General features: G+C 40.2%; 27 protein-coding genes. 3 read left to right on the top strand and 24 right to left on the bottom strand.

Features of this window, described 5'->3' with window-relative positions; genetic code table 11:
- Positions 1–208 precede the first annotated feature (208 nt).
- The 3 genes from fusA to nifS form a co-directional block, all read right to left on the bottom strand.
- On the bottom strand, positions 209–2,287 hold the full coding sequence (gene fusA / locus CLNEO_RS08150; protein WP_066087118.1) for an elongation factor G: 2,079 nt from the start codon (positions 2,285–2,287) through the stop codon (positions 209–211).
- 372 nt (positions 2,288–2,659) lie between these two features.
- Positions 2,660–3,100: a Fe-S cluster assembly scaffold protein NifU gene (nifU, locus tag CLNEO_RS08145; protein ID WP_066087115.1), complete on the bottom strand. Its 441-nt coding sequence runs from the start codon at positions 3,098–3,100 to the stop codon at positions 2,660–2,662.
- A 27-nt stretch (positions 3,101–3,127) separates the two neighbouring features.
- On the bottom strand, positions 3,128–4,309 hold the full coding sequence (nifS, locus tag CLNEO_RS08140; protein ID WP_066087111.1) for a cysteine desulfurase NifS: 1,182 nt from the start codon (positions 4,307–4,309) through the stop codon (positions 3,128–3,130).
- A gap of 296 nt (positions 4,310–4,605) precedes the next feature.
- Between nifS and CLNEO_RS08135 the strand changes: the two genes are divergently transcribed.
- Positions 4,606–5,025 (top strand): helix-turn-helix domain-containing protein, encoded by a 420-nt coding sequence (locus tag CLNEO_RS08135; RefSeq protein ID WP_066087107.1) that lies wholly within the window; start codon positions 4,606–4,608, stop codon positions 5,023–5,025.
- 58 nt (positions 5,026–5,083) lie between these two features.
- Here the strand turns inward: CLNEO_RS08135 and recN are convergent, their stop codons facing one another.
- From recN to spoIIIAA, 19 genes are all read right to left on the bottom strand, one after another.
- On the bottom strand, positions 5,084–6,769 hold the full coding sequence (gene recN / locus CLNEO_RS08130) for a DNA repair protein RecN (protein WP_066087104.1): 1,686 nt from the start codon (positions 6,767–6,769) through the stop codon (positions 5,084–5,086).
- Between the two features lie 22 nt (positions 6,770–6,791).
- The gene (gene argR / locus CLNEO_RS08125; RefSeq protein WP_066087101.1) at positions 6,792–7,247 is read right to left on the bottom strand and encodes an arginine repressor; all 456 of its coding nucleotides are present in this window, start codon (positions 7,245–7,247) and stop codon (positions 6,792–6,794) included.
- Between the two features lie 29 nt (positions 7,248–7,276).
- Positions 7,277–8,128: an NAD(+)/NADH kinase gene (locus CLNEO_RS08120; RefSeq protein WP_066087098.1), complete on the bottom strand. Its 852-nt coding sequence runs from the start codon at positions 8,126–8,128 to the stop codon at positions 7,277–7,279.
- 18 nt (positions 8,129–8,146) lie between these two features.
- The gene (locus CLNEO_RS08115; protein WP_066087095.1) at positions 8,147–8,956 is read right to left on the bottom strand and encodes a TlyA family RNA methyltransferase; all 810 of its coding nucleotides are present in this window, start codon (positions 8,954–8,956) and stop codon (positions 8,147–8,149) included.
- Complete coding sequence (dxs, locus tag CLNEO_RS08110; RefSeq protein WP_242864186.1) at positions 8,946–10,832, bottom strand: 1-deoxy-D-xylulose-5-phosphate synthase; 1,887 nt, start codon at positions 10,830–10,832, stop codon at positions 8,946–8,948. The genes CLNEO_RS08115 and dxs overlap by 11 nt, the downstream gene beginning before the upstream one ends.
- Positions 10,833–10,855: 23 nt before the next feature.
- Complete coding sequence (locus CLNEO_RS08105) at positions 10,856–11,284, bottom strand: divergent PAP2 family protein (protein WP_066087093.1); 429 nt, start codon at positions 11,282–11,284, stop codon at positions 10,856–10,858.
- A gap of 36 nt (positions 11,285–11,320) precedes the next feature.
- The gene (locus CLNEO_RS08100; protein ID WP_242864185.1) at positions 11,321–12,208 is read right to left on the bottom strand and encodes a polyprenyl synthetase family protein; all 888 of its coding nucleotides are present in this window, start codon (positions 12,206–12,208) and stop codon (positions 11,321–11,323) included.
- Positions 12,205–12,444 carry an exodeoxyribonuclease VII small subunit gene (xseB, locus tag CLNEO_RS08095; RefSeq protein ID WP_066087090.1) on the bottom strand — a complete coding sequence of 80 codons (240 nt, stop codon included), beginning with the start codon at positions 12,442–12,444 and terminating at the stop codon, positions 12,205–12,207. The genes CLNEO_RS08100 and xseB overlap by 4 nt, the downstream gene beginning before the upstream one ends.
- On the bottom strand, positions 12,419–13,654 hold the full coding sequence (xseA, locus tag CLNEO_RS08090; protein ID WP_066087088.1) for an exodeoxyribonuclease VII large subunit: 1,236 nt from the start codon (positions 13,652–13,654) through the stop codon (positions 12,419–12,421). Before xseA ends, xseB begins: the two co-directional genes overlap by 26 nt.
- Before the next feature lie 172 nt (positions 13,655–13,826).
- Positions 13,827–14,231: a transcription antitermination factor NusB gene (nusB, locus tag CLNEO_RS08085; protein ID WP_066087084.1), complete on the bottom strand. Its 405-nt coding sequence runs from the start codon at positions 14,229–14,231 to the stop codon at positions 13,827–13,829.
- 76 nt (positions 14,232–14,307) lie between these two features.
- Entirely contained in the window at positions 14,308–14,673 is a 366-nt protein-coding gene (locus CLNEO_RS08080; RefSeq protein WP_066087082.1) for an Asp23/Gls24 family envelope stress response protein, read from the bottom strand.
- 607 nt (positions 14,674–15,280) lie between these two features.
- Positions 15,281–15,919, bottom strand: coding sequence for a SpoIIIAH-like family protein (locus CLNEO_RS08075; RefSeq protein WP_066087079.1), 639 nt, complete (start codon positions 15,917–15,919; stop codon positions 15,281–15,283).
- Between the two features lie 12 nt (positions 15,920–15,931).
- Complete coding sequence (locus CLNEO_RS08070; RefSeq protein ID WP_066087074.1) at positions 15,932–16,489, bottom strand: hypothetical protein; 558 nt, start codon at positions 16,487–16,489, stop codon at positions 15,932–15,934.
- A gap of 20 nt (positions 16,490–16,509) precedes the next feature.
- Positions 16,510–17,013, bottom strand: coding sequence for a stage III sporulation protein AF (locus CLNEO_RS08065; RefSeq protein ID WP_066087072.1), 504 nt, complete (start codon positions 17,011–17,013; stop codon positions 16,510–16,512).
- Positions 17,014–17,027: 14 nt separating this feature from the next.
- A complete protein-coding gene (locus CLNEO_RS08060) occupies positions 17,028–18,125 on the bottom strand; it encodes a stage III sporulation protein AE (RefSeq protein ID WP_066087069.1) in 1,098 nt (365 codons plus the stop codon).
- A 13-nt stretch (positions 18,126–18,138) separates the two neighbouring features.
- Positions 18,139–18,522: a stage III sporulation protein AD gene (gene spoIIIAD, locus CLNEO_RS08055; protein ID WP_066087066.1), complete on the bottom strand. Its 384-nt coding sequence runs from the start codon at positions 18,520–18,522 to the stop codon at positions 18,139–18,141.
- Positions 18,523–18,535: 13 nt separating this feature from the next.
- Positions 18,536–18,730, bottom strand: coding sequence for a stage III sporulation protein AC (gene spoIIIAC, locus CLNEO_RS08050; RefSeq protein WP_066087063.1), 195 nt, complete (start codon positions 18,728–18,730; stop codon positions 18,536–18,538).
- A gap of 22 nt (positions 18,731–18,752) precedes the next feature.
- The gene (locus tag CLNEO_RS08045; protein WP_066087060.1) at positions 18,753–19,274 is read right to left on the bottom strand and encodes a stage III sporulation protein AB; all 522 of its coding nucleotides are present in this window, start codon (positions 19,272–19,274) and stop codon (positions 18,753–18,755) included.
- 4 nt (positions 19,275–19,278) lie between these two features.
- Positions 19,279–20,208 carry a stage III sporulation protein AA gene (gene spoIIIAA, locus CLNEO_RS08040; RefSeq protein ID WP_066087423.1) on the bottom strand — a complete coding sequence of 310 codons (930 nt, stop codon included), beginning with the start codon at positions 20,206–20,208 and terminating at the stop codon, positions 19,279–19,281.
- A 115-nt stretch (positions 20,209–20,323) separates the two neighbouring features.
- Here spoIIIAA and CLNEO_RS08035 point away from each other — a divergent pair, with 115 nt between their 5' ends.
- The gene (locus CLNEO_RS08035) at positions 20,324–21,079 is read left to right on the top strand and encodes a LytR/AlgR family response regulator transcription factor (RefSeq protein ID WP_066087058.1); all 756 of its coding nucleotides are present in this window, start codon (positions 20,324–20,326) and stop codon (positions 21,077–21,079) included.
- A gap of 14 nt (positions 21,080–21,093) precedes the next feature.
- Positions 21,094–21,705, top strand: a complete 612-nt coding sequence (locus CLNEO_RS08030) for an SGNH/GDSL hydrolase family protein (RefSeq protein WP_066087055.1) — start codon at positions 21,094–21,096, stop codon at positions 21,703–21,705.
- 414 nt (positions 21,706–22,119) lie between these two features.
- Here CLNEO_RS08030 and CLNEO_RS08025 read toward each other — a convergent pair whose 3' ends face one another.
- Both CLNEO_RS08025 and CLNEO_RS08020 read right to left on the bottom strand, forming a co-directional pair.
- Positions 22,120–23,322, bottom strand: coding sequence for a class I SAM-dependent methyltransferase (locus CLNEO_RS08025; RefSeq protein WP_066087053.1), 1,203 nt, complete (start codon positions 23,320–23,322; stop codon positions 22,120–22,122).
- Between the two features lie 664 nt (positions 23,323–23,986).
- A complete protein-coding gene (locus CLNEO_RS08020) occupies positions 23,987–24,547 on the bottom strand; it encodes an N-acetylmuramoyl-L-alanine amidase family protein (protein WP_066087050.1) in 561 nt (186 codons plus the stop codon).
- Between the last annotated feature and the right edge of the window lie 23 nt (positions 24,548–24,570).

Genomic DNA, 24,570 nt, shown 5'->3' with positions numbered 1-24,570 from the left:
ATAAATCCAATATTTTCTTATTGTTTTTCTATAATACCATAAACTGTTTGTTTTGTCAGTGACTTTTGCACGCAAAGAAATTTCTTGCTCTAAGAAACACAAAACGATTATAAAGAAATTTTCTCAAAATACAAAAAAGACACCTGCCATGGAAAACTTGGACCGATATTTTCCATGGCAAATGCCCACTAAACACTTAAATTACTGTTTATTTCTCTTTTTCCGCCGCTCTACGTTCAATAATTTTTTTCTGGATTTCCATAGGCGCTTCCTCGTAGCGTACAAAATAATGCTTATATTCGCCACGGCTTTGAGTCATGGAGCGCAAATCAGTAGCATATTTATGCATTTCTGATGTAGGCACCTCCGCAATGATGCATTTTTTGTTTCCAGCAGCATCCATGCTTAAAATACGACCACGCCGCTTATTAATATCGCCCATAATATCTCCCATATATCTTTCGGGAACCAGAACCTCCACATGCTCAATTGGTTCTAACAATATGGGTTTTGCCTGGGGCACGCCCTCTTTGAAAGCTACAGAGGTTGCCATTTTAAAAGCCATTTCAGAAGAATCAACAGGGTGATAAGAACCGTCTGTCAAGGTAGCCTTTAAGCCAACCACCGGATACCCTGCCAAAACACCGCTTAAAACACATTCCTGCAGGCCTTTTTCAACGGCAGGAAAATACTGCTTCGGCACGGAGCCGCCAAAAATTTTCTCCTCAAATACATAGGGCAAAGTCATATCGCCACTAGGTTCAAATTCCATAACAATATCTCCAAATTGACCATGTCCACCGGACTGCTTCTTATAGCGACCTCTTACCGATGATTTTCCTTTGACTGTTTCTCTAAATGGAATAATGGGGTCAATCATATCCACTTCGATTTTGTATTTCGTTTTTAGTTTATTTACCATTACATCCATCTGCTGCTCCCCAATTCCGGAAATAAGCGTCTGTTTCGTTTCTTTATTAACCTCCATTTTAATAGTAGGATCTTCTTCTCTAATTTTTGATAAAGCCGCAGAAAGCTTATCCTCATCACCTTTTCCTTTTGGCTGAATTGCCATGGATAGAACAGAACTTGGCAATGGTAGCTTTGGAATTACAATTGGGTTCTCCTTCGTTGCCAACGTATCTTGCGTGGAGGTGTTAGTAAGTTTCGCCAGCGCACCAATATCACCGGTATGCAGCTCATTTACTTCTATTTGTTCCTTCCCTCTTACTATATAAAGATGACCAACCTTTTCAAAGGTATCCTTTTCAACGTTATAAATATTCATAGAATTGTCTAGTTTACCAGTCATTACTCTAAATAAATTCAAACGACCGATATATGGGTCAGAGATTGTTTTAAATACAAATGCGGAAAAAGTTTTATCTTCCGTACTGCAAAGCACGGTATCTGTACCATCAATAAAAGCGTGGAAATTTTTTCTTGCTTCAAATGCCGGAGACGTGAATCTCACCAAAGTATTCATCAGTAATTTGACACCATAGCCCAGTGTTGCAGATCCACACATAACGGGACAAATGCTATGATTTTTAATCCCCTCCAGTAAACCATCATATATCTCTTCCTCTGTCAGCTCAATATCATTAAAAAACTTCTCCATTAATTCTTCACTGCTTTCAGCCGCCACTTCAACCAGCATAGAACGAAGAACCTCTACCTGATCAACCTTATCTGCCGGCACCTGGCAAGGCTGCAATTTACCGTTTATTTTCTTTCTTGCATCTTTTTTAATTAAGTTAATAAAACCAATAAAATTACCATTCTCGTCATTAAAAGGAATTTGTAAGGGTGCAACCGCTTTTCCGAAATTTGTTCTTAAATCTGCTAAGGTTTTTTCAAAGTCAGCATTTTCATCATCCATTTGATTTACGAAAATAAATCTTGGCAGATGCATTTCTTCTGCATATTCCCAAGCTTTTTCCGTTCCAACCTCAACGCCTGATTTTGCCGAAACCATAATTAGCGCCGTATCCGCAACGCTCATTGCCAATTTTGCTTCCGCAACAAAATCAAAATAACCTGGTGTATCTAGGAAGTTGATTTTTGTATCCTGCCACTCAATGGGTAGTACAGATGTATTGATTGATACCTTACGACGAATTTCTTCTGCTTCATAGTCACTAACGGTATTGCCCTCATCCACTTTTCCAAAACGCTTTGTTGCGCCTGAGAAGAAAAGAGCTGCTTCGGCATATGTTGTCTTGCCGGAACCGCTGTGACCCAATAGAACTACGTTTCTTACTTTGTCTGCAGTGTAATTTTTCATAATACCAACCTCCTAAATCAATTTTATTGGCAAAAATGCCCATTTGTATATATGTGTATACATAATATGTTTTTTAAACAACATATACATTTATTATCTTTCTTCACTTGTATGGATTTTCCTTTATAATTAAATGCAAAAAAAAACATTCGGCACTTTGTACTAAAAATAGGCTTGAAAATTAGCAGTTTTTTAAAAATCCTTTGTAATAATTAGTAAAATCGCATAATTTTGTGGGATATCCTTTTATTGGTTAAGAAAGGTGCTTTTGTTTTACCAAAGAAGCGCCCTTTTGTATGAAAAAATAGACATAAACAGTTCTTAACAATAAAAAAGGCAGCTACAAAAGGATAGCCGCCCATTTTCAATATTTTAATCTTCGTTTTCGTTTTGATGCAATTCGTCAATATCCTCCACAGGAGCCTTCAAACCATGAATTTCCATTTGATTTTTCTGAGCGTAATCCCACAAGGCAGCATGCAGTGCTTCTTCTGCAAGACAGGAACAGTGCACCTTCACAGGGGGCAACCCATCTAAAGCTTCCATTACTGCTTTATTTGTTACTTCCAAAGCCTCCTGCAACGTTTTGCCTTTGACCAATTCCGTGGCCATTGAGCTTGTTGCCACGGCGGCACCACAACCAAAGGTTTTGAATTTAGCATCTTCAATACGACCATTCTCTATTTTTAAATAAACCTTCATAATATCGCCGCATTTTAAATTGCCTACCTGTCCAACGCCGCTTGCGTCCTCAATGACGCCAACATTTCTTGGGTTCATAAAATGATCCATTACCTTTTCGCTGTATTCCATCTACTTTTCCTCCTTTGTCCTTCAAGCCTAAGCTTTTTTATTCACAATTTCTTCATATAATGGTGACATATCCCTTAATTTTTGAACAATTTCGGGGATTTTTTTCAACACAAAATTAACATCCTCCTCTGTATTGCCACGGTCTAATGTCAAGCGCAAGGAACCATGGGCAACCCCATGAGGCAAACCAATTGCCATCAATACATGGGAGGGATCCAAGGAGCCTGAGGTGCAAGCAGACCCGCTGGAGGCTGCAACGCCAATGGCATCCAGCAACAGCAACATAGATTCACCCTCAATATAGGAAAACGAAATATTGCAGTTCCCCGGCAGCCTATCAGTAGGGTGACCATTCAACCGGCTATAAGGAACCTTTTCCAAAATACCGGAAATCAATTGATCCCTTAGGTGAAGTAAGCGTTTTGTTTCAACAGACATTTCCGCTGTAGCCAGTTCAACCGCTTTTCCCAACCCAACAATTCCCGCAATGTTTTCCGTCCCTGCACGTTTTTTCTTTTCCTGTGCTCCGCCAAAAATCAATGGCTGAACCGGGACACCCTTGCGGATATAAATAGCGCCGATGCCCTTGGGCCCGCCCAGCTTATGCCCGCTCATAGAGAGTAAATCAATTTTCATTTCCTCCACATGAATGGGTACATGGCCAACAGCCTGCACTGCATCCGTATGAAACAAAATTCCATGCTTTTCAGCTATTTTCCCAATTTCCCCAACTGGCTGAATGGTACCGATTTCATTGTTGGCAAACATTACAGAAATTAAAATTGTTTCTGGTCGAATGCTGCTTTCCAACTCCTCTAAACGAATTTTTCCAAACTCATCCACAGGCAAATAGGTTACTTCGTAACCATTTTTTTCTAAATATTCGCAAGTATGCAAAATTGCATGATGCTCAATTTTTGTTGTGATAATGTGATTTCCCTTAGTTTTTAAGGCTTCCGCAACCCCCCGAAGCGCCATATTGTCACTTTCGGAACCGCCGGCCGTAAAGTAAATCTCTTCCGTTTTTGCTCCGATTCCTTTTGCAACCTGTTCTCTGGCTTTTTCCAGCGCTTTTTTACTTTCCTTTGCAATACTATACACACTTGATGCATTTCCATAATACTCTTTAAAATAAGGAAGTATGGCGTCAAACACTTCATCCCTTACAGGTGTTGTTGCAGCATTGTCCATATATATTTTGGTTGTCATAAAAATGCTCCCTTCGTCGTTCTTTTTATATCATAGTATTCCGATATGTTTTGTGTGATTAAAAAATATCACTTTTTTTTGTACTTGTCAATAGATTTTGTGTATATTATGACATAAGTCATAAATAATACAATTAACATCGTTTTAATTCATAAACCATGATTATTTTATTTTAATTATTCCTTTTTTATGATTTTATCTTTTCCCCAATAGCTTTTCACTTTATAATCATTTTATAATCAATTTAAAATAATTTAGTCATTTATATATTGGGGCTACTATAATGAGGTGTTTTTATGGAATTTCACAATAGGCTTAAGCAACTAAGAAAAGAAAAAAAAATGACCCAAGCAGCTTTGGCTAAAGAATTAGCATATGGCGCAACTGCTATTTCAAATTATGAATCAGGCCATAATCAGCCTTCCATAACAGATTTGAAAAAAATAGCATTCATATTTAACGTTTCTATGGATTATCTTGTTGGAGTAAATGAAATTCGCCGACCCTATGAACCCGATAAAAAGAGCGATGATTTTGAAACCTTCATTAAGTATTATGATATGTTGGAGGACCGTGGCAAAAAAGAGTTGTTGTTTTATATGCAGTGGCTTTTAAGTCGCCAAGAAAGCGCTTATGAAAACCCTTATGATAATCCTGCGGGGTTTCAAAATTCTTCTCTCCAAGTGGCACAAAAGCCAAAAGATTTTAAATATTAAAGCACATAAAAAGAAACATACCGCTTATGTGGTATGTCTCTTTCTGATTTCTTTTTATTTACAAGCCAAGCTTCCCTTCTCGCAGTTCTTTTGCAGCCATTAAAGTAGCATTTGTTACCTCTGCACTACCCATAAGACGAGCAACCTCAGCTACGGAGGCATCCTCCTCCAAGCTTTTCACCATAGTAATGGTTTGGTCGTTTTTCGTTTCTTTTTCAATTAAAAAATGCTTGTCCGCCATTGCTGCAATTTGGGGCAGATGGGTAATACAAAGAACCTGTCGCTTTTCCCCGATGAGGCTCATCTTTTTCCCAACCTTTGCTGCAGTTTTGCCGCTGACACCTGTATCAATCTCATCAAAAATAAATGTTTCAATTTCATCCGCATCAACCAAAACAGCCTTTAACGCCAGCATAACACGGCTCATTTCACCACCCGAGGCAATTTTCGCAAGGGGCTTTAAATCTTCGCCCTTATTTGGCGAAATTAAAAATTCAACCTTATCCTTCCCCATTGCGTTCCATTCATCTCTTGGCGTAACTTGTATGTAAAACCTGGCATTTTTCATCTCCATATCCTTCAAAGAAGCTTCAATTTGCTTGGCTACACGTTCTGCCGCATCTTTGCGCAGGTCAGACAATTGCTGGGCGGTGGTATCTAAAATATGCTTTTCCGTTTCCTTCGCAGCCATTAATTGCAAAACCTTTTCCTGGCTGTTGGAAAAAAACTCAATTTCGTTTGAAATTTTTTCATAAAAATGCAAAACTGCTTCAACGCTACCACCATATTTGCGCTTCATTTTATAAATCGTTTGGAGTCGTTCTTCCACTCTTTCTAATTCCGCCGGATCATCCTCTAGATTTTGTGCATATCTCTTAACTTCCCTTGCAATATCCTCTAGCCTTGCATAGACATCCTCCAGCTCATTATAAAAATCCTCCAAGGCTGAATCCAAGGCAGTACACTCCCTTATCTTTGCCACCGCTATACTGAGGCTGTCGCAAGCTGAAGGTGTATCATCCGTGCCATCATACAAAAGGCTGGCACTTTCTACAGATAAGCGAATCAATCGCTCCATATTGGACAGACGCTTCTTTCTCTCAACAAGCTCATCTTCTTCTTCAGCTACCAATGTAGCATTTTCAATTTCTTCCTTTTGAAAATTCAATATATCCAAACGCTGCTCTCTTTGAGCTTCATCTCCCATAAGCTCCGCCAGCTGTTTGTCGATTTCTTTCATTTTTTCAAAGCTTTTTTTATACATCTCCATAACCTTTTCAAACCCGCCGCCGCAAAACCTATCTAACAGGCGAATATGCTTCGATGGGTTTAAAAGAGATTGGTGTTCATGCTGTCCATAAATATCAATTAAATCCCCAGCCAACTCACGCAGCATGCTTACCGTCACAATGCTCCCGTTAATACGGCACACAGATTTTCCGGCATCATTTAGCGTACGGGTAACCAATACGGTTTTATCCTCTTCGGGCTCTATGCCATTTTCCTCAAGCCTATTCAAAAACCCACTATCCTTTACGGAAAAAAGTGCCTCAACCAGCGCCATCTTTTGATCCTTGCGCAAGAAATCTTTTCCCATTCTTCCACCCAAAGCAAATTGCAGTGAGTCAATAATCATAGACTTCCCTGCACCGGTTTCCCCAGTTAGGATATTTAAACCATTGCCAAAAGAGACCTGACACTCCTCGATCAAAGCCACATTTTTAATATGTAAATTTTCAAGCATAGCCATCCCCCCTTATCGGCACTCAAGCACTATGAATAATACGATAAAGCTTTTCAATAATAATTGCCGCCTGATTATGGGTACGAACCACACAAAAAACAGTATCATCTCCGGCAATTGTGCCCAGAATTTCCGCATTTTGCATATTATCCAGCGCAACAGCAACTGCCATGCCCATGCCTTCCAGTGTTTTAATCACAATCATGTTTTGGGCATAATCCATCTTTACTACGGCTTCCTTAAAAACGCGGGTCAATCTTTCAGTGATTTCCGTATCATTTCCAGAAATGATCGCATATTTCTGCCGCCCCTTTTCCGTAGCAATTTTTGTCAGCTTCATCTCACGGATATCTCGGGATACTGTAGCTTGGGTAACCATAAACCCCTCGTCACACAAACGTTGTACCAATTCATCCTGAGTTTCAATATCATAGCTTTCGATTAATTCAAGAATTTTTGCATGCCTAGCAATTTTCATAGCCCACGCCTCCTTTTTCTTATGTCATTTTATTTTGATAATTTATGCCGTAAAACATCGTAAAAGTTCTGGGAATTTGTTTTTATGATTGTTGTATAAACCTTTGCTTTGCGAATTTGAACAACTTTCTTTCCCGTTAAGCTCCAGCTTTCCTGGCCATCAGCACTAATGGTAAAGGCTGTGTCCTCTCTGGGATTAATTTCTACCGTAATTGTATCCTCAGCGGAAACAACAATAGAACGGCTGGTTAATGTATGAGGTGCAATGGGTGTGATGGCAATAATTTGCGCATCCGCCTTCAAAACAGGCCCGCCGGCGGATAAATTATATGCCGTAGAACCAGTAGGTGTGCAAATGATAACACCATCTGCCCGCAGTGTGTTTACATATTCATCATTGACAAAAACATTAAACTCCAATATTTTATATAAAATACCACGGGTAATACAAATATCATTCAGGGCGTTGATTCCCTCAATTCGTCCATCCTCCGTGGCAATGGAGGTTTGGAGCATCATTCTTTTTTCCTTTTTATAGTCCCCCATTAGGACTTTATCAATGGCATATTCCGCCCGATTTTTTTCTTCCGCTGTTAGAAAACCCAATGTGCCTAAATTTACCCCTAATATGGGTGTATTATATTGACAAGCCTTTCTGCCAACGCCTAATAAGGTTCCATCGCCCCCAAGAGAGATAATAAAATCCGAATGTTCATAAATTTCATTCTCTTTTCGGGCATACATTTCCAATCCTAACAGCTCCGCTATTTTCTCCGTCAGCTGAGGAATACAGCCTTTATTCAATAAATATCTTACCAAACGCATTGTTACAGCCAAGTCCTTATCCTTATCTACATTAGGAATTAATCCTATTTTTTTCATTGGCCACCTCATTTCCCATTAAAGCTCATCGTGAGATTTGTCCACAATTTCCTCAATTAGGAAATGTATCTCCTCCCTTGATATCCCCTGCTGTTTTTTGTCTAAATAAATCAAGTACTCAATATTTCCCTCTGGCCCCTTAATGGGAGAAAAACTAAGTCCTAAAATGCCAAGGCCTTGTTCAAAAGTATAGTTTGCGATTGCTTCAATAACCTCCTTATGCACTGCAATATCTCTTACGACTCCTTTTTTTCCAACCTTTTCTCTCCCTGCTTCAAACTGAGGTTTGATCAAGCATACAAGCTGCCCTTCCTCGTGCATTACTCCCAAAACCGCCGGCAACACTTTCGTTAAGGAGATAAAGGAAACGTCTATCGAGGCAAAATCTGCTGCGTCCGGCACTTGTTCATGGGTAATATAGCGAACATTGGTTTTTTCCAAGCATACCACACGCTCATCGGTGCGCAATTTCCATGCAAATTGACCATAGCCCACATCAATGGCATAGACCTTCGCGGCACCATTTTGCAGCATACAATCGGTAAAACCTCCGGTAGAGGCACCAATGTCCATACATATTTTGCCCTCTAAAGAAATGCCAAATTCATCAATGGCTTTTTCCAGCTTGTATCCGCCCCGACTTACATATTTCATTTGAGGAGCTTTTACCTCAATATTTGCCGCAACGGAAACCTTTGTGCCGGCTTTATCCTCTTTCATTCCGTCAACGTATACATTCCCTGCCATAATATATGCTTTCGCCAGCTCTCTTGATGACGCCAATTTTTGTTCTACCAGCAAGACATCCAGTCTTTCCTTATCTGCCATAGTTCTCTCCTATTTTATCCTTCATTTTCCTAAAAATACCTTCGCCATCCAAACCATAACGAAAAAACAATTGGCTCTGAGAGCCTTGCTCAATAAATTGATCTGGGAAAGCCAAATTAGTAACGTTCACTTGATAGCCGCCATCGCTGTAAAACTCCAAAACCTTTGAGCCAAATCCACCTTTCCGAAGATTATCTTCCACCGTGAAAATATGTTTGCAGCTAAATGTTAGTTTTTCTAATAATTCCTCATCCAAAGGAGAAATAAATCGCATATTCACAAGCATAGGCGCATCCACCCCATCCTTCTCCAGAAGCTTAACGGCTTCTTGTGCCGCATGAAGCATATGTCCTTCTGCCAATACCGCAATCCCATTTCCATTTTGTATTATTTCTGCTTTTCCCAATTGAATGGGCGCTTTGTACTCCGCAAAGCCCATTTCCGCCGTCCCTCTAGGATAGCGCACAGCAACAGGCCCCTTACACTCATTCACCGCATATTCCAGCATTTCCTCCAATTCCCAAGCATTTTTAGGAGATAACACCGTCATATTAGGTATGTGTGTCAAAAAGGAAAGGTCAAAAACGCCTTGATGGGTTTCACCATCGGCCCCCACAATTCCTGCACGGTCAATAGCAAAAACTACATGAAGGTTTTCCATGCAGACATCATGAATCACTTGGTCATATGCTCTTTGCAAAAAAGAAGAATAGACCGCAAATACAGGCACAATACCCTGGCTTGCCAAGCCCGCAGAAAATGTAGTGCCATGCTGTTCGGCTATGGCAACATCAAAAAAACGTTCAGGAAAAGCAGTCTGAAAATCTTCAAATCCCGTGCCGCTGCACATGGCTGCTGTAATTCCAACCACATTGGGGTTCTTTTTTCCCAACTCAACCATTTTTTTGCCGAAAACCGCTGACCAACTTGGTCCGCCGCTTTTCCCAATTCCGTTTCCTGTTTTCATATCAAAAGGCCCAACTCCATGAAAATGTCCCGGATTCGTTTCTGCGGGTAAATAACCTTTTCCCTTGGTGGTTTTTACATGAATTAATATGGGCTCTTGCATATCCTTTACATTTTGAAAAATTTCTATCATTTCTTCTAAATTATGGCCATCTACCGGCCCGATATATTTAAATCCGAACTCCTCAAAGACTGCTCCCTCAATAAACAGCAGTTTTGCACTGTCCCGAACTTTTTCCAAAACCAAATAAGTTGCTTTTCCAAGAAGGGGAACTTGATCCCGAAATTGTTTGAAATTGTCCTTTAATGTGCGATAGCGATTACTTGTACGAAGGCTATTTAAGTGCTTACTGATTGCACCCACATTATGATCAATGGACATTTGATTATCGTTTAAAATCACAATAAAATTTGTTTTTTCCCGCCCTGCATTGTTCAACGCCTCATAGGCAAGGCCACCTGTCATGGAGCCATCACCGATTACGGCAATCACATTGTTATTTTTGCCTTGTAAATCCCTTGCTTTTGCAATTCCCAATGCAGCGGAAATAGAAGTGGAGCTGTGCCCCGCTGCAAACACATCGGCTTCGCTCTCCCCAGGCTTGGGAAAACCGCTTAAACCGTCTAATTGCCGCAGAGAAGGAAAATTATTTTTTCTGCCTGTCAATATTTTATGGATATAGGCTTGATGCCCCACATCCCAAACGATCTTATCCTCCGGAAGATTGAAGATGTATTCTAACGCAACTGTTAACTCCACCACCCCTAGGTTGGAAGCCAAGTGCCCGCCTGTTTTACACACATGTTGGATCAAAAAACACCGAAGCTCTTTGCATAGAGAATCCAATTCCTCTTTCTTCAATTTTTTAATATCTCCGGTGGTTTGGATTTTATCCAGTAATCCCCCCACAAATTCACCTGCTCTCATCAAACTTATATCCAAATACCTACCACGATTCCCAATATTCCTCCGACAAAAACCTCCAATGGCGTATGGCCCAAAAGCTCCTTCAGCTTTTCCATATCCGGCAGTTCGTGGTCTAAAATTAATAAATTGATTATTTCCGCCTGCTTTCCTGCAGCCCTTCTTATTCCTGCCGCATCATACATGACAACAAAGCAAAAAATAAGTGCTAAGGCAAAAAATGGCGAGTCAAAACCATTGTATTTCCCAATGCTAACGGCCAGAGCCATAACCAAGGCCGTATGGGAGCTTGGCATACCACCTGTTCCTACAATTCTGGTGGCATCAAATCGCTTTTCCGTAATAAATACCAGAATGATTTTTGAACTCTGAGCAATGGCCCATGATATGATTGCTGCCCATAAAGGCACGTTATATGCGATTTTCGTAAATCCCATACTCCCACTCGCTTTCTCATGTTATCCCCAATAAAATTAATTGGTTCTTTTTGTCAAGTATTTCGTTAAACCCTTCAAAAAATTGCAGCTGTCCCCCAACTCATCCCAAATGGAAACTGCTTCGTCGGAAAGTCTGAATGCAATTTCTCTGGATTTTTCAATACCATATAGATTTACATAAGTTGTTTTTTCATTTTTCTCATCACTATGAATGGGCTTACCCAGTTCCTCCATCGTGCTTGTTACATCTAAAATATCATCTAAAATCTGAAATGCCACGCCGATTTTTTCTCCGGCAAGGGCAAATTTTTCAGCCACAAGCTCTGTTGCCCCGCCCAAAATAGCACCGGCTTTTAAGGCAGCACGAATCATCGCCGCCGTTTTATTGATATGAATAAATTCAAGTGTTTTTCTATCCAACGGCTTTCCTTCATAAAAAACATCCACCACCTGCCCCACTAGCATTCCATGAATTCCAGCACCCTGGGCAATTGCCTGCATAGCACCTGTTGTTTTATGGCAGGGATTCAAGTTACAAGCCTCCGCCATTACCTCCATGGCATTGTGTAGCAAGCCATCCCCTGCAAGAATTGCCATATCTTCGCCGAAAACCTTATGGCTTGTGAGCCTCCCCCTACGATAATCGTCGTTATCCATAGCGGGCAAATCATCATGAATGAGGGAATAGGTGTGAATCATTTCCATGGCACAAGCAAAGGGCACAGCTTCCTCTTTATCACCGCCTACGGCTTCACAGGCCGCCAAAACCATCATGGGGCGTAATCGTTTCCCTCCGGCAAAAAGACTGTACCGCATTGCTTCAAATATAACCGGGGGGAAAGCCTCCTGTTTTGGAATATAATTTTCCAGACTTCCTTCTATAAATTCAATCCATCGACACATTTGTTCTTTAAAATCCATCATAGCTCCTGCTCCTCTGTTTGAAAAGGTTCCTCCTGCCAAAGGCCCGCCTCCTTACGCAAAAGTAAAATTTCACCCTCTGCAACCGTCAGTTTTTCTTTGCAAAATGCAGAAAGCGTTAATCCCTCTTTGTAATAAGCCACAGCTTCATCCAAAGAAATTTCTTCCGTTTCCAATCGCTCCACAATTTGCTCCAGCCGCTCAATGGATTCTTCAAAGTTCAGCTTCTTTTTCGCCATCAGCCATCACCGCCTTTTCCAATACCTTTGCCCTTATGTGGCCATCCTGCAGTCTTAATTGTAAGACCTCATCAATTTCAACCTGTTTTACCGAAACAATGGTTTTTTTATTTTCATTTAATGCCATAACGTAGCCCCGCTTCATCACTGCTAACGGAGAAGAAGCATACAGCCTCCCATCAAGGACTCCAACTCTTTGTCCATAACGCAATATTGTTCGGTTAAAAGCCTTTTCTATATCCAACTCATAACCTTCCAAAAGAAGCTGTGTGTTACGGATCTGTTCCAAAGGACGTTTTAATACAGGCCGCTCTTTTAAATATAGCAGTCTGCGTTTGGCATCCTCTAGAATTGCCAGTATATTTCTTTGCAAACGGCCTTCAAGCTGCGCCACCCCCTCTAACCTTTGTTGCAAAGGCTGGGTTGCCAATTCAGCAGCAGCGGAAGGTGTAGGGGCGCGTAAGTCAGAAACAAAGTCTGCAATGGTAAAATCGGTTTCATGTCCAACGGCGGAAATTATAGGGATTTCCGAAGCGAAAATCGCTCTTGCAACCTTTTCTTCATTAAAAGGCCATAAATCCTCCATAGAGCCACCGCCACGCCCTATAATAATCACATCCGCCTTTCCCCATTCATTGGCAAGCTTTATTGCCCGAACAATATCGTCGGCAGCCCGTTCTCCTTGCACCAATGCCGGAAAAACAGCTATTTCAACCCTTGGATCTCTGCGCTTTGCAATTTGAATAATATCTCTAACTGCAGCCCCCGTAGGGGATGTAATCACTGCAATGGTTTCTATGTGGGTAGGAATGTCTCTTTTAAAGTCTTGATCAAACAAACCTTCCTCTTCCAGCTTTCTTTTCAGCTGTTCAAAAGCTATTTGCAAAGAACCAATCCCCACAGGCTCCATCATTTCAGCATAAAGCTGATATTGCCCGGTTTTTTCATATAATGAAACATGTCCAAAAATGATGACACTCATTCCGTTTTCAGGCAAAAAAGGTAGGCAAAGAGCATCTTGTTTAAACATCACACAAGAAATTGCACCCACAGCATCCTTTAGGCTAAAATAGAAATGTCCCCCGGAATGTGCCTTAAAATTTGAGATTTCACCCTTCACCAAAAGACTGCTCAAAATAAAATCGTTTTCCATTAGGTTTTTAATATACCTGTTTATTTGTCCCACCGAAAAAACCTTTGGCTCAATCATAAGCTCGCTCCCTTAAAACAAAATCGGTTCTTTGCTTGCCATAAAAGGCCGTAATATTTCCAAGTTTTTTAACTCTAACTCATAAACAATGTTTTATGTTAACATAAAACATTGTTTATATTGATCTATTTTCTACGCTTCAAATAATAAATGGAAAACATACAGACAGTAATTATTTTGCCGCTACTTTCCCCAAAATACCATTGATAAAACCGGGGGCTTCATCCGAGCTGAATTTTTTGGCCAGCTCTACCGCCTCGTTTATGGCAACACCCACAGGCGTATCCTCACAAAAGCGCAGCTCATAGACTGCCAAGCGGAGAATTGCCAAATCCACCTTGGACATTCTGTCCGTATTCCAACCCTTAGCACACTCGCCGATGATGTGATCAATTTCCTCTAAATGACCTCTCGCACCTTCAACTTCACTTAAAATAAAATCTTTGTCTTCTTCTTCTACAGGTTCTTCCTTTTCCGCAAAGAAAATTTCTTTTACCTGCTCGTATTCCTCCGCCTTGTTAAAATCCATCTGAAACAGCAGGAAAAACGCATTCTTTCTGGCACTTCTTCGGCTCATAATTTAAATCCTCCACAAAAATTAAAAGGACAAATACCACCCCGAAATTTGGAGTGGTATCCCAACAACTCACTGTTTATTCTTCTTCTTGCACCTTAACGGCTTTTTCCTTCACAATTCCTGATACGCAAACATTTACAACGGGAACTTGCAGCCCTGTCATAGTTTCAACGGCGCTTTTAACCTTCTTTTGAACCTCTTCGGCTACCGTTTGCACTTTTGTGCCAAAGTTTACAATAATATCCATATCAAGAACAACTTCGTTCTCATCTTTGGCAACCTTCACACATCTCGTTTGACCTTTTTTACCAAAAAACTCTGTCAATGCCTTGGACACATTTCCAGAAACACCCTCAACCTCAAGGGCAGAGGTAACCGCAATAACACCAATGACTTCATCGGCAATCTCAATTTGACCGCCTGCTATTTTATTTTCAGACATTTTCAATTCCTCCTGTCTTTTATTCATGATTCTATGCATTTATAGAAAACTCATACGCAATAAGCATTGTCGGCTTCCATTATATCAGAAAAAACAATGGGATGCAAATAAATATGCATCCCTTAATCATACTTTTATTTTAAAAAAAATTTCAAAAAAAATCTATAATTTATTCATAATGAACGCCTTTTTCAACATCTTTGTATTCAATGGAAGTTTACTCTCCCAGAAAATGCATTTGACAAATACCCACCGTCTTAAGAACCGGAGACTTATGAAAATCCGTTAAACAAAATTAAGCGGTCACAATAAGATAACACCGACGTAAGATGCGGCTTCACGGCCGCTTTTTTTGTCAAGTCCCCAAAAATTTCTTACAGGATACCTGCATTATGCAAACACAAAACCGTTTTCCCCTACATCAACGCTCCTATTTTGACCGCTTAACGGCAACATTATTATTTGCAATTTCCCCATAAAAATACTGTGGCTGTTTAATTTGTATATTTCAACATGAAAAAATTAGGAAACAACACCTATAATGCAAAAATTGCTATGTCTGAAAAAAATCCATCCTTAATTAATTTCGAATAAATTACGTAAATATTTATTTCTTTTTTAACGGATTGATTCTAATTTGGTCAGCCTTAAATCCTGTTTTCCGCTTTACGATATCCTCAATTTGCGCAATCTCTGCATCCGTCAATGTCTCCTTATCCACCACAACATCAACGGTTTCATCATCAATTCTAACATATGCCTCTTCAAAGCCCTTTGCCTCAATCATTGCTTCCGCAGCCGTTTCTTTTTCAATTCTTTCTTGCAGCTTCAGCATACTATCGCTACATTTGTCTTTTTGGCTTTGGCTAACATTTTCGTTGTTCATCATTTCCGACAAAATGTCCTTTTGCTTTGCTCTTGCCTGTTCTCTATCCAGCTTTGCCTCAGCAAAAAACTGAGAACCGCTCTGCATTGCATCCGCGCTTACAAATACCGCAGCACCATCTCCTGTTGTGGAAGAAATTTCTGCGGTGATAGGATCAAGGCCAATTTCCGCTGCAGACAAATCGTCCGGCAAAGTGTCATAGTCCGTAATTACGGCTGCTGCATCCCCTTCCTCCGTAAGCTGCAACGCCGTTTTTGTTTCCTCAGCTTTTTTGCTGTCTTGAAAATTTAAATACCCTGCCGCAGCAATCATAACCGCCAGCGCTGTAACCACTACTTGATTTCTTTTAATAACAAACATCCTTATTCCCCCTTATTTCATTTTTAGTATCGCAATTTTATGAGCCGGCACATCCAGCAGTGCCTGCGCCGCACTGCTTAAAGCCTGGCATACCACGGCATTATTGCCGCCTTCTGCCACAATCACCACCCCTTCTACCTGCGGAAAATTCTCCATCAATACCAAAGGGGATGTACTTCCGTTTCCATCCTCCGTCATAACCACAGATGATTCCTTGCGCAAATTTTCACTGTTTTTTCCATTCTCCTGAGAACGGGTTTCTTCCGTCTTTTCTTCGTGGGCCACCACACTCTCTGTGCCCGCACGGAACGTCAGCATTACGTCAACTTGCCCTGCCCCCTGAATTTTAGAAAGGATTTCTGCCAAACGCCGCTCCATGTTTTGCTCACTTGAATTATGTACTTCCGTTATTTGTTCTTCATGGCTCGCCTTCACTATTTTTTCCTCAGTAGGAAAAAAAGTTTTCCCTAAAACTACAAGTAACACACCAATCAATAATACCAACAGTATGTTATTGCCTGTCTTTTTATTTTCCGGACGAAATAAATCCCGCCAAAAGTCTTTTTGCATCTTATGTCACCCTTCTTTCGTCATTTTTCCACCGAAATCGCTTCCTCCGCCAGTCCATACCTTTTGGCAGCGTAGGTCTGTATCTTTTTTGCATCCTCGTTGGCACAGCCAATTGCAATGCCCTCTATCATGCCATAGTTCTCATCTGTGCTGTCTTCACAAAAAGTTACGTCAACCCATTCTATATCACTATACTTTTGGGTCAAATCTTCCTTGACTCTATCCTGCAGCACCTGACCATACGCTGCTGTTACCCTTTGCTGTTCCATCTCTTCGTATTCCTCCGCCGAAAAAAAATTCTTCTCCAGCCGAACCTGATTTTGAAGCACACCAAGCTCCATATGCACTTGATCCGTGCCAAATATACCCAGGAACGGATTTAAAACGGCAGTCAATACCAGCACCCCAAGAACTAACTCAACATACTTTCGAAAGGAACCATCCGGCATCAACATACAAGCCAAAGCAGAGAAAATGGTCAAAGCCGTTATAGTTTTTATATATGCGCTTAAAGCCGCCATCATTCCAATTCTCCTTCCTAGAAACCGCCTAAAAGTAGTAAGGCAGAAAAAAGAAACATCCCTTCTGTGAGAAAAACAACACCTAATAGCAAAGCCGTATAATCTCCCGCAGCACTGATACAATCAACCAGGCGTTCCTCGCAAATAAATTCCGCCGCTGCCGCCGTAATCTTAAACACTAGCAAAATCACCGCAAGCTTTACTAACAGCGGAATGCACAAAAGAAGTAGAAAAATTGCCGCCGCCGCCAGGGTTCCGCTTTTTAACGTACCTGCCACTGCCGCCGCTGTTTCCACCGCCCCTCCCATAACATCGCCAACTACAGGGATGGAGCCTACTGCAATTTTCGCCGTTTTTGCAGCCAAGCCGTTGATTGCACCACCGCCCACCTTTTGAAGGGACAGCAAAAGCATAAAAACAATGGCTGTTCCCTTTAACGCCCAGGCAATTCCTTGGCGAAACAGCTCAGCAAAGCGAGAAAGCATGGGTTTTTCCGAAATATGATCTGCCATTTCCATGGCAACAGCCAGAAGAATTGCCGGCACAATAATCCCTTTTATTGCAAAGGATAAAACCGTAGATCCGCCCATAATGGTAGGTCCCATCAACGCTGTCTGGGTAAAATTCCCCCCGGAAACCGAAAGAACTAAAAAAATAGGAAGCATTCCCAAAAAAACTTTACAAGTTTGGTCAATCCTCTCCACAACTACGGATGCAATACTATAAAACGATGTGATAATCACCACAATCAACACCATATAGCATACATAAAACCCCATTTCCCCCACCGACTTTCCATGAAAGGAGCCACTAAGCTGCTTTAAAACAGCACTCAAAATGACAACCAAAAGTAGCTGAGTAAGTAAGCGGCCTTGTGTTTTAAATTCGCCAAAGGCCATGTTTCCAATGGTATGGGGTAAATCCTTAAAGGTAAAAGAAAATTCCCCCGAAATAATGTCTCGCACCAGAGAAGAAAAACTTGTCCCGTCCTCCAGTCGGGCATCCACATTCTCCAAGCCTAAGGAATCCAACTGGCTTTCTAATAAATCTTCTGCATAGGCGGGCGAGGGCATCAAGCCAAAAATCAAAAGCAAAACAATGATAATTTTTTTCATACTCCCTCCCCCTCTATACCAAATTCATAACTAATTCCAACAATGCCGTTAAAACAGGTGCTGAGGCCGCCATAATTAAAATTTTCCCAGCCAATTCCACCTTTGCCGCAATGGCATTTTCCCCTGCATCGGCACATAGCTGTGCGCCAAATTGTGCCAAATATGCTATTCCAATAATTTTAAGTACAATTCCAAAATAACCGCTGCCGACTCCTGCTTTTTCTGCGGCATCCCTTAAAAGGGAGATTAATCCGCTAAGCGGCGTGCAAATTGCAAAAAAAATCAAGATTCCCGCCGCTGCAGAAACCATAAGGCTTATTTGCGGAGTTTCCTTTTTTAACAGCACCGCAAATATGGTAGCCACCAGCCCCAGCGCAATAATCCGCCCCATTTCCATGGCATCCCCCCCCTTACAATTGAAATAGTGTCTGCACCGTTTGAAAAAGGGTACTAATATACTGGATTACCCAAAACAAAACAACCACAAGCCCCGCCAATGTCGTCATCATCGCTTGTTCTTCTCTGCCTGCACGAATCAAAACCTGATTTATTACGGCTACCAAAATGCCAACTGCAGCAATACGAAATACAATATTAATTTCCATAACCTTTGCCTCCCCCTTATTTCTACAGCAATGTAATAACCATTAAGAGGCCACCAAGAACCCCCATGCTAAAGTATAAACGACCGTTTTTATCCAAACGCTTATTGATCCTTTCCTCAACTTCCCGCAAATAATGCAGTAACATATCCATGCTGCCTTCTTGCTGCTCTTTTTCTAAAAAGCCAAGGGTTCGACCAAAGGCCATCAGTTCGTTCAAGTCCACAGCAGTCAAATAAGATTTTTTTCCAAGCTCCACCCATGTGCTTTCCCAAATTTCATCCGCTGAATTTCCCTGTCTTTCCTCCATTCGACTTGCAATTTCCTGAAAGGCAAGCCCCGCTACACCCTCAATTTTCCAGCTAATTTCATCTAATAACTGTGCCAGAGGCGTTCCTAAATACGAAATTTGATTTTTCATCAATAGGATTCCTCTTTCAATTTCACCCAACTCCTTTAATCGGTATTTATCCTTGGCAAAAAAGGCGTACCCCGCAAAAGTAGTTGCAGATACAATCAAAAGCGCGCCCACCCCTTGAATAAACATAGTTCTATCCCCTTTCGTATTGTATTTTTCCATGTGTATCCCAAATTTCTTCCACCGTTCCAACACCACATTTTTTAGAAAGAAACACAACTCGTCCATTTTCTATTTTTTCAAGCATATTTTTTATTTTTTTATTTCTCAAAAGCCCGTCCATGTCGTTCCCGTGAACTGTTGAAATCAGTGTTACTCCTGCATGAAGCAATTCTTCAACTCCGATAAAATCCGCCTCCTTTCCAAGCTCATCTACGGCTATGATGTCAGGCGTCATACTTCTTAGTAAAAAAAGCATTCCATCGGCCTTGGGGCAGTTTTCCTGCACATCCGTGCAAGGGCCGATATCCATTTGCGGCACCCCGTCTTTCATTGCCGCAATCTCTCCGCGCTCATCAACCACACCAACGTTATAGCTTTCCTTGCAGTTAACACCATAGCTTAGGCAGCGAATCATATCGCGTAACAGCGTAGTTTTTCCACAGCCAGGGGGCGATACAATCAGCGTATGACAAGGAACGTTATCCTCAAACAAATACGGAATCCACCTCTCGCCGCACCCTTTCACTTCCCCTGCAATTCTTATGTTTAAGCTGCTGACTTGTCGTAGGGTTTTTACCCGACCATCCTCAAGTACAGCTTTACCGCAAAATCCAACACGATGTCCGCCAGCAACGGTAAGGTATCCTTGTTTTAATTCCTCCTCAAAAGCATACAGGGAGTAGCCGCCTAATTTTTCTACCGCTTCCTTGATGTGTTTGTTCATAACAATCCAGTCTTTATCCCCATCTTTTAAAAAATATTTATTTTTGTTTGTTTTTACAAACAAAGGCCTTAAAACACGCAGTCGAATTTCCTGAATATTTTCATTGTTTAGCATTTCTTCTTCCCTTAACCTTTTTTTTACCTCAACGGGAAGTAGCCTCCATATTTCTTCCATCATCTGCATCTTTTCACCAACTTTCTACCATTTGTTTCAAATTCAGTGCAAATTATTCTTTTTTTTATTCATGCTTTGTGATATAGTTATGTTAAAATAATTTATGAGAGGTGCCAAAATGTTTTCGGTTTTGCTAGGCTTTTTTGATGCACCCACGCAAAAATTATTATTCGATTTTTGTGATCAATGCGGTGAAATTAATGTTTCTTGTGCCAGTACAAGAGAAGAATGGTTCGCTCTTTTTGAACAACATGAATATGACTGCTTCTTTTTTAGTTTTGATAAAGAAATTATGCAGGTGCGCAGTGTAATTTTTACATTGAGAAATCATGAGCAACACCAACACACACCCATATTGCTTTTTTCAACCAAAATTGAATACCTTATTACAGCCTTTGTTCATTGGCGTTCTTGCGAGTGTTTCCTTTTGCCCTTTGATGACAAAAAGAGAAACGCATTAAGTAGTCTGTTACATTACTATGTGGGCATGTACAAAAAAATACACTTTGCCGACCGCAAGTTTTGTCAGATTAATACATCTAAGTGTCTCTATAATCTTCCTTACAACGAAATTCTTTATATCGAAAGTGCAATGAAAAAATCCATTATTCATCTTAAAAAAGAAGTAATTTATGTCCCCAGTCCGCTATACCAAGTGCGAAGCATAATTCCAGGAAATAACTTTGTACAAACGCATCGCTCTTTTATTGTTAATTTGGATAATGTTTCCTATATTGATAAATCAAAGGAGCCGTGGGGGATTTTTTTCTTCAATTCGGACAAAGAAGCCTTTGCCAGCAGAAGTCATAAAAAGTCCCTTTTGCCATTTTTTCCAGGCATAGATAATGAATTATCCTCAAAAAAATTTGAATGAAAGAGAGTAGTTTTATGGAGCCTTTTACAATTATTGCTTTTGGAGATAGCCTTACTTACGGATATGGTGTTTTAGATCATATCCCTTTTCCAGCCTGCTTAAAGAAAGACTTCCCAAAATGGCGCGTCCTCAACAAAGGCGTCAATGGCGATACAACCAAAGATGCATTAGAACGCATTGAAAGAGATGTTCTCATGTTTCATCCGCAAATTGTTACCATCTTTTTTGGCTCCAACGATTGTTCCCTGGTCGAAGGCTATTACCTTCCTTTAACAGAATATGAAAAAAATTTGCGTTCCATTACTGAACTTGTACTTTCTTTGCAACATGATAAAAAATTTAATAATGGGAAAACCTTACCCATTTTCATTACGCCTCCACCCGTGGTGGATACTGACTTTTTCCCTTTTACTACTACGGATCGTGTGATGCTTTATGCAGAGGCAGTAAAAAAGATTGCCTTGGAATATGATTGTCCTTTGGTTGACTTTTTTTCAGCTGTTTGGGCAAAAAAACAAGAAGCCTACGAAGACTTCTTTCAGTTTGATGGCATTCACCTAAGCAATGCAGGCTATGCCCTATTGTATCCAATGATTCGAGATGCCATAGCCAGCTTTACAAAATAATAATTCTTACTGATATTTTTTAATGGCATGTGGTGCATAACATCTATCATTATTTAAACTCTTTCTTCCTCGCATTTTTCGCGGGGGGTTTTTTTATTTGGAAAACGTAAACACTATGAGATTCCTTAAAAAATAAAAAAGTTGAAATGTTCTCACGCTTAACATTTCAACTTTTTTTAATTTAGACCGCCCAACATTAATGATACTAACAATTTTAGCGGTTATCTCTAAAAAAGGGTAGATTTCATGGAGAACGCGTAGTTAATGAAGGATATTTTTCATTGGCAAGGAGAATAGATGTGGCGCAAAATACATCTGCGTTTTCTAAATTCAAAAACCCACAAACAGCTTTTTAAGACTTCATGCGGTTTGGCACACCCCATTGAATCCATTCATCCTCAATTTCTTTGGTAATTAATTTTCTTGAAATATGTATTCTCTCGTCCACGGCAATTCGTTATTTACGCCTTTCGTAAATATAAATTGATGAATATAAATGTTCCCACAATGAAAGGATGCCGCACACGCATTTAAATATAACCTCCACATTCGTATGAAGGTTTCATCCTTCATTTTACTAATTTCCGGCAATGCATTTTCAAAGTTTTCAATCCATTTTTCCAGTGTTTTCCAATAATGTCTTCTAAAATCCTCCACATCAATTAGGCATAAATTTTGCGCTGCAATTTGAGAAACTAATTCAACAACAGAGGGTACATATCCACCCGGGAAAATATACTTATTAATCCAAGAATTTGTTCCCCCCTCCTTATCCTCTTCTCGCCTATTTTCTTGACTTGTAATACAATGCAGCATTGATAGCCCACCCTTATTCAACAGGTCATTCACCTTAGAGAAATACACATGAAGATTTTCCTTACCTACATGTTCAATCATCCCAACACTAACCACTTTATCAAATTTTCTATCCTTTATTTCTCTGTAATCTATAAGCTGAACCTCAACAAGCTGACCTAAACCTTCTTCTTTAATTCTTTCATTCACTCTGGAAAATTGTTCCTTACTTAGCGTTACACCCATTGCTTTTACCTTATATTTTTTTGCGGCATTCAGAATTAATTCTCCCCATCCGCAGCCGATATCAAGCAAGGTTTCACCCTCTTTTAATGCAAGTTTTTTCAAAATATGATTGACCTTATTTTTTTGCGCTTGACTCAAAGAATCCTGAGGCGTTTTAAAATAAGCGCAAGAATAAGTCATACTCTCATCCAACCAAAGCTTATAAAAGTCATTCCCAATGTCATAATGATGCGCAGCATTTTCCTTACTTTTTTTAAGATTGTTTGAAATTTTGCTGATAATATGCGCATATTTTCCACTGTTACCCAAAAAACTTTCTTTGTTGTTGTAGATAGACTCCACTACGTCTTCAATACTGCCATGAATCTCTATTTTTTTATCCATATAGCCTTCGCCAAAGGCAAGGCATGGATCGTTCAAAATATCGGCCTCATGAATCGGTTCATGAAATATAATCTCAAATTTAATTTCGCCTTCTTTATACTCTACAACCTCTCCATCCCAAAAACGAATCCTACAGGGATCAGAAAATAAGTTTTTAAATAATGTTTTTAAAAATGCTTTTTCAATTATCATGATACCCCTCCTTATTTTCTTCACAATTATTTTATAAAGCGCTGAGAAATTCCAAATTCTAACGTCTTCATCTTAAAAACTATTTTCATGAAGATCCTTTTGCCGTATGCTCTGCCTTTTTGCCCAATTTCACAAGAAGCAAATCTTAAGTCCAGAAAAGCCCCTGCCTATGTCCGCAAAAAAAGGATGAAAAGTATATAAACTTTCTTAGGCATCGGCAAAAAACGATCTAAAGTCTTAAGGAGGAAGCCCCCATTCTCCAGCCATACAAAACATGTGTAGAAAATCATACCAAAAAAGCCATCGAGAAATATCCTCCATCGCACCCAGGATTTGTGGATAATTATTTTTTGTTTTTTGGTAGACATATTCTTTGTCGCAAAATATTTTTTGAGTCATGGTATCAGCACCTTCCCTTGATGCCTTTTTATCCAAAAACTCTGAGAAATGTTGAGTCAAAAATAAATTTACAATACCTATGTAATCAGCGGAAGGTTGAACCTTCCGTGAAATGCATTTTAAAAGTTGCCCATGCCGAAAGAGGCAACGAGCCCAGGAAATCTGGCTAATCAACATTTGACTTGGGTTTTTACGAATAAAAATATAGGTCTTTCTTACAAAAAAAGTTGATAGTTATTAAAGGCTAACAATTTTGCATCTACTATTATTGTATTTCATCCAGCTCCGGCTCTACAAAAAAAATGGCAAAATACTCAGTCAGGGAGCGGGAAAGTTCCTTTGCAATCAAACGAACATTGTCTTTGATCCACTCTGCATCCGCAAAAGTGTCGTTATACCCCAATTTCACTAAAGCAGCCGGCGCCGTTGTGTGAGATATTTCTTTTAAAGCAATCGTCGGCGTAACTTTTACACTTTCGGCATTGGGATAAATCTTTCCTAAATTCTTCCCCACACCCTCTGCCAGTTCTTTCCCATAAGGATTTTTTGCATAGTAAAAAACCTCAGGCCCCCGCAGCTTGCCCGCCAGAAAAGGCGGAGCTGCATTTGTATGGATGGAAAAATATACATCAAAATCTCCTTTATTCACCTCTCGAAGCATTTCAGATAGTGTCAAGTTCGGATCATTTCTGGCATACTCAATTCCAGATGCAAATAAATAAGGCTCCATTGCATCTGCAATTAAGTTTACATATTCTTCCTCTGTGCCGCCATTTATAAAAAGGTTAAACTCCTGCAAGGACGGGCTAAGATATACTCTAGGCATAAAATCCCCCTCCGCTTTTTTCT

This window comes from Anaerotignum neopropionicum, from assembly GCF_001571775.1.
GTDB classification, from domain to species: domain Bacteria; phylum Bacillota; class Clostridia; order Lachnospirales; family Anaerotignaceae; genus Chakrabartyella; species Chakrabartyella neopropionicum.
This window is presented reverse-complemented; position numbering and strand designations above follow the sequence as displayed.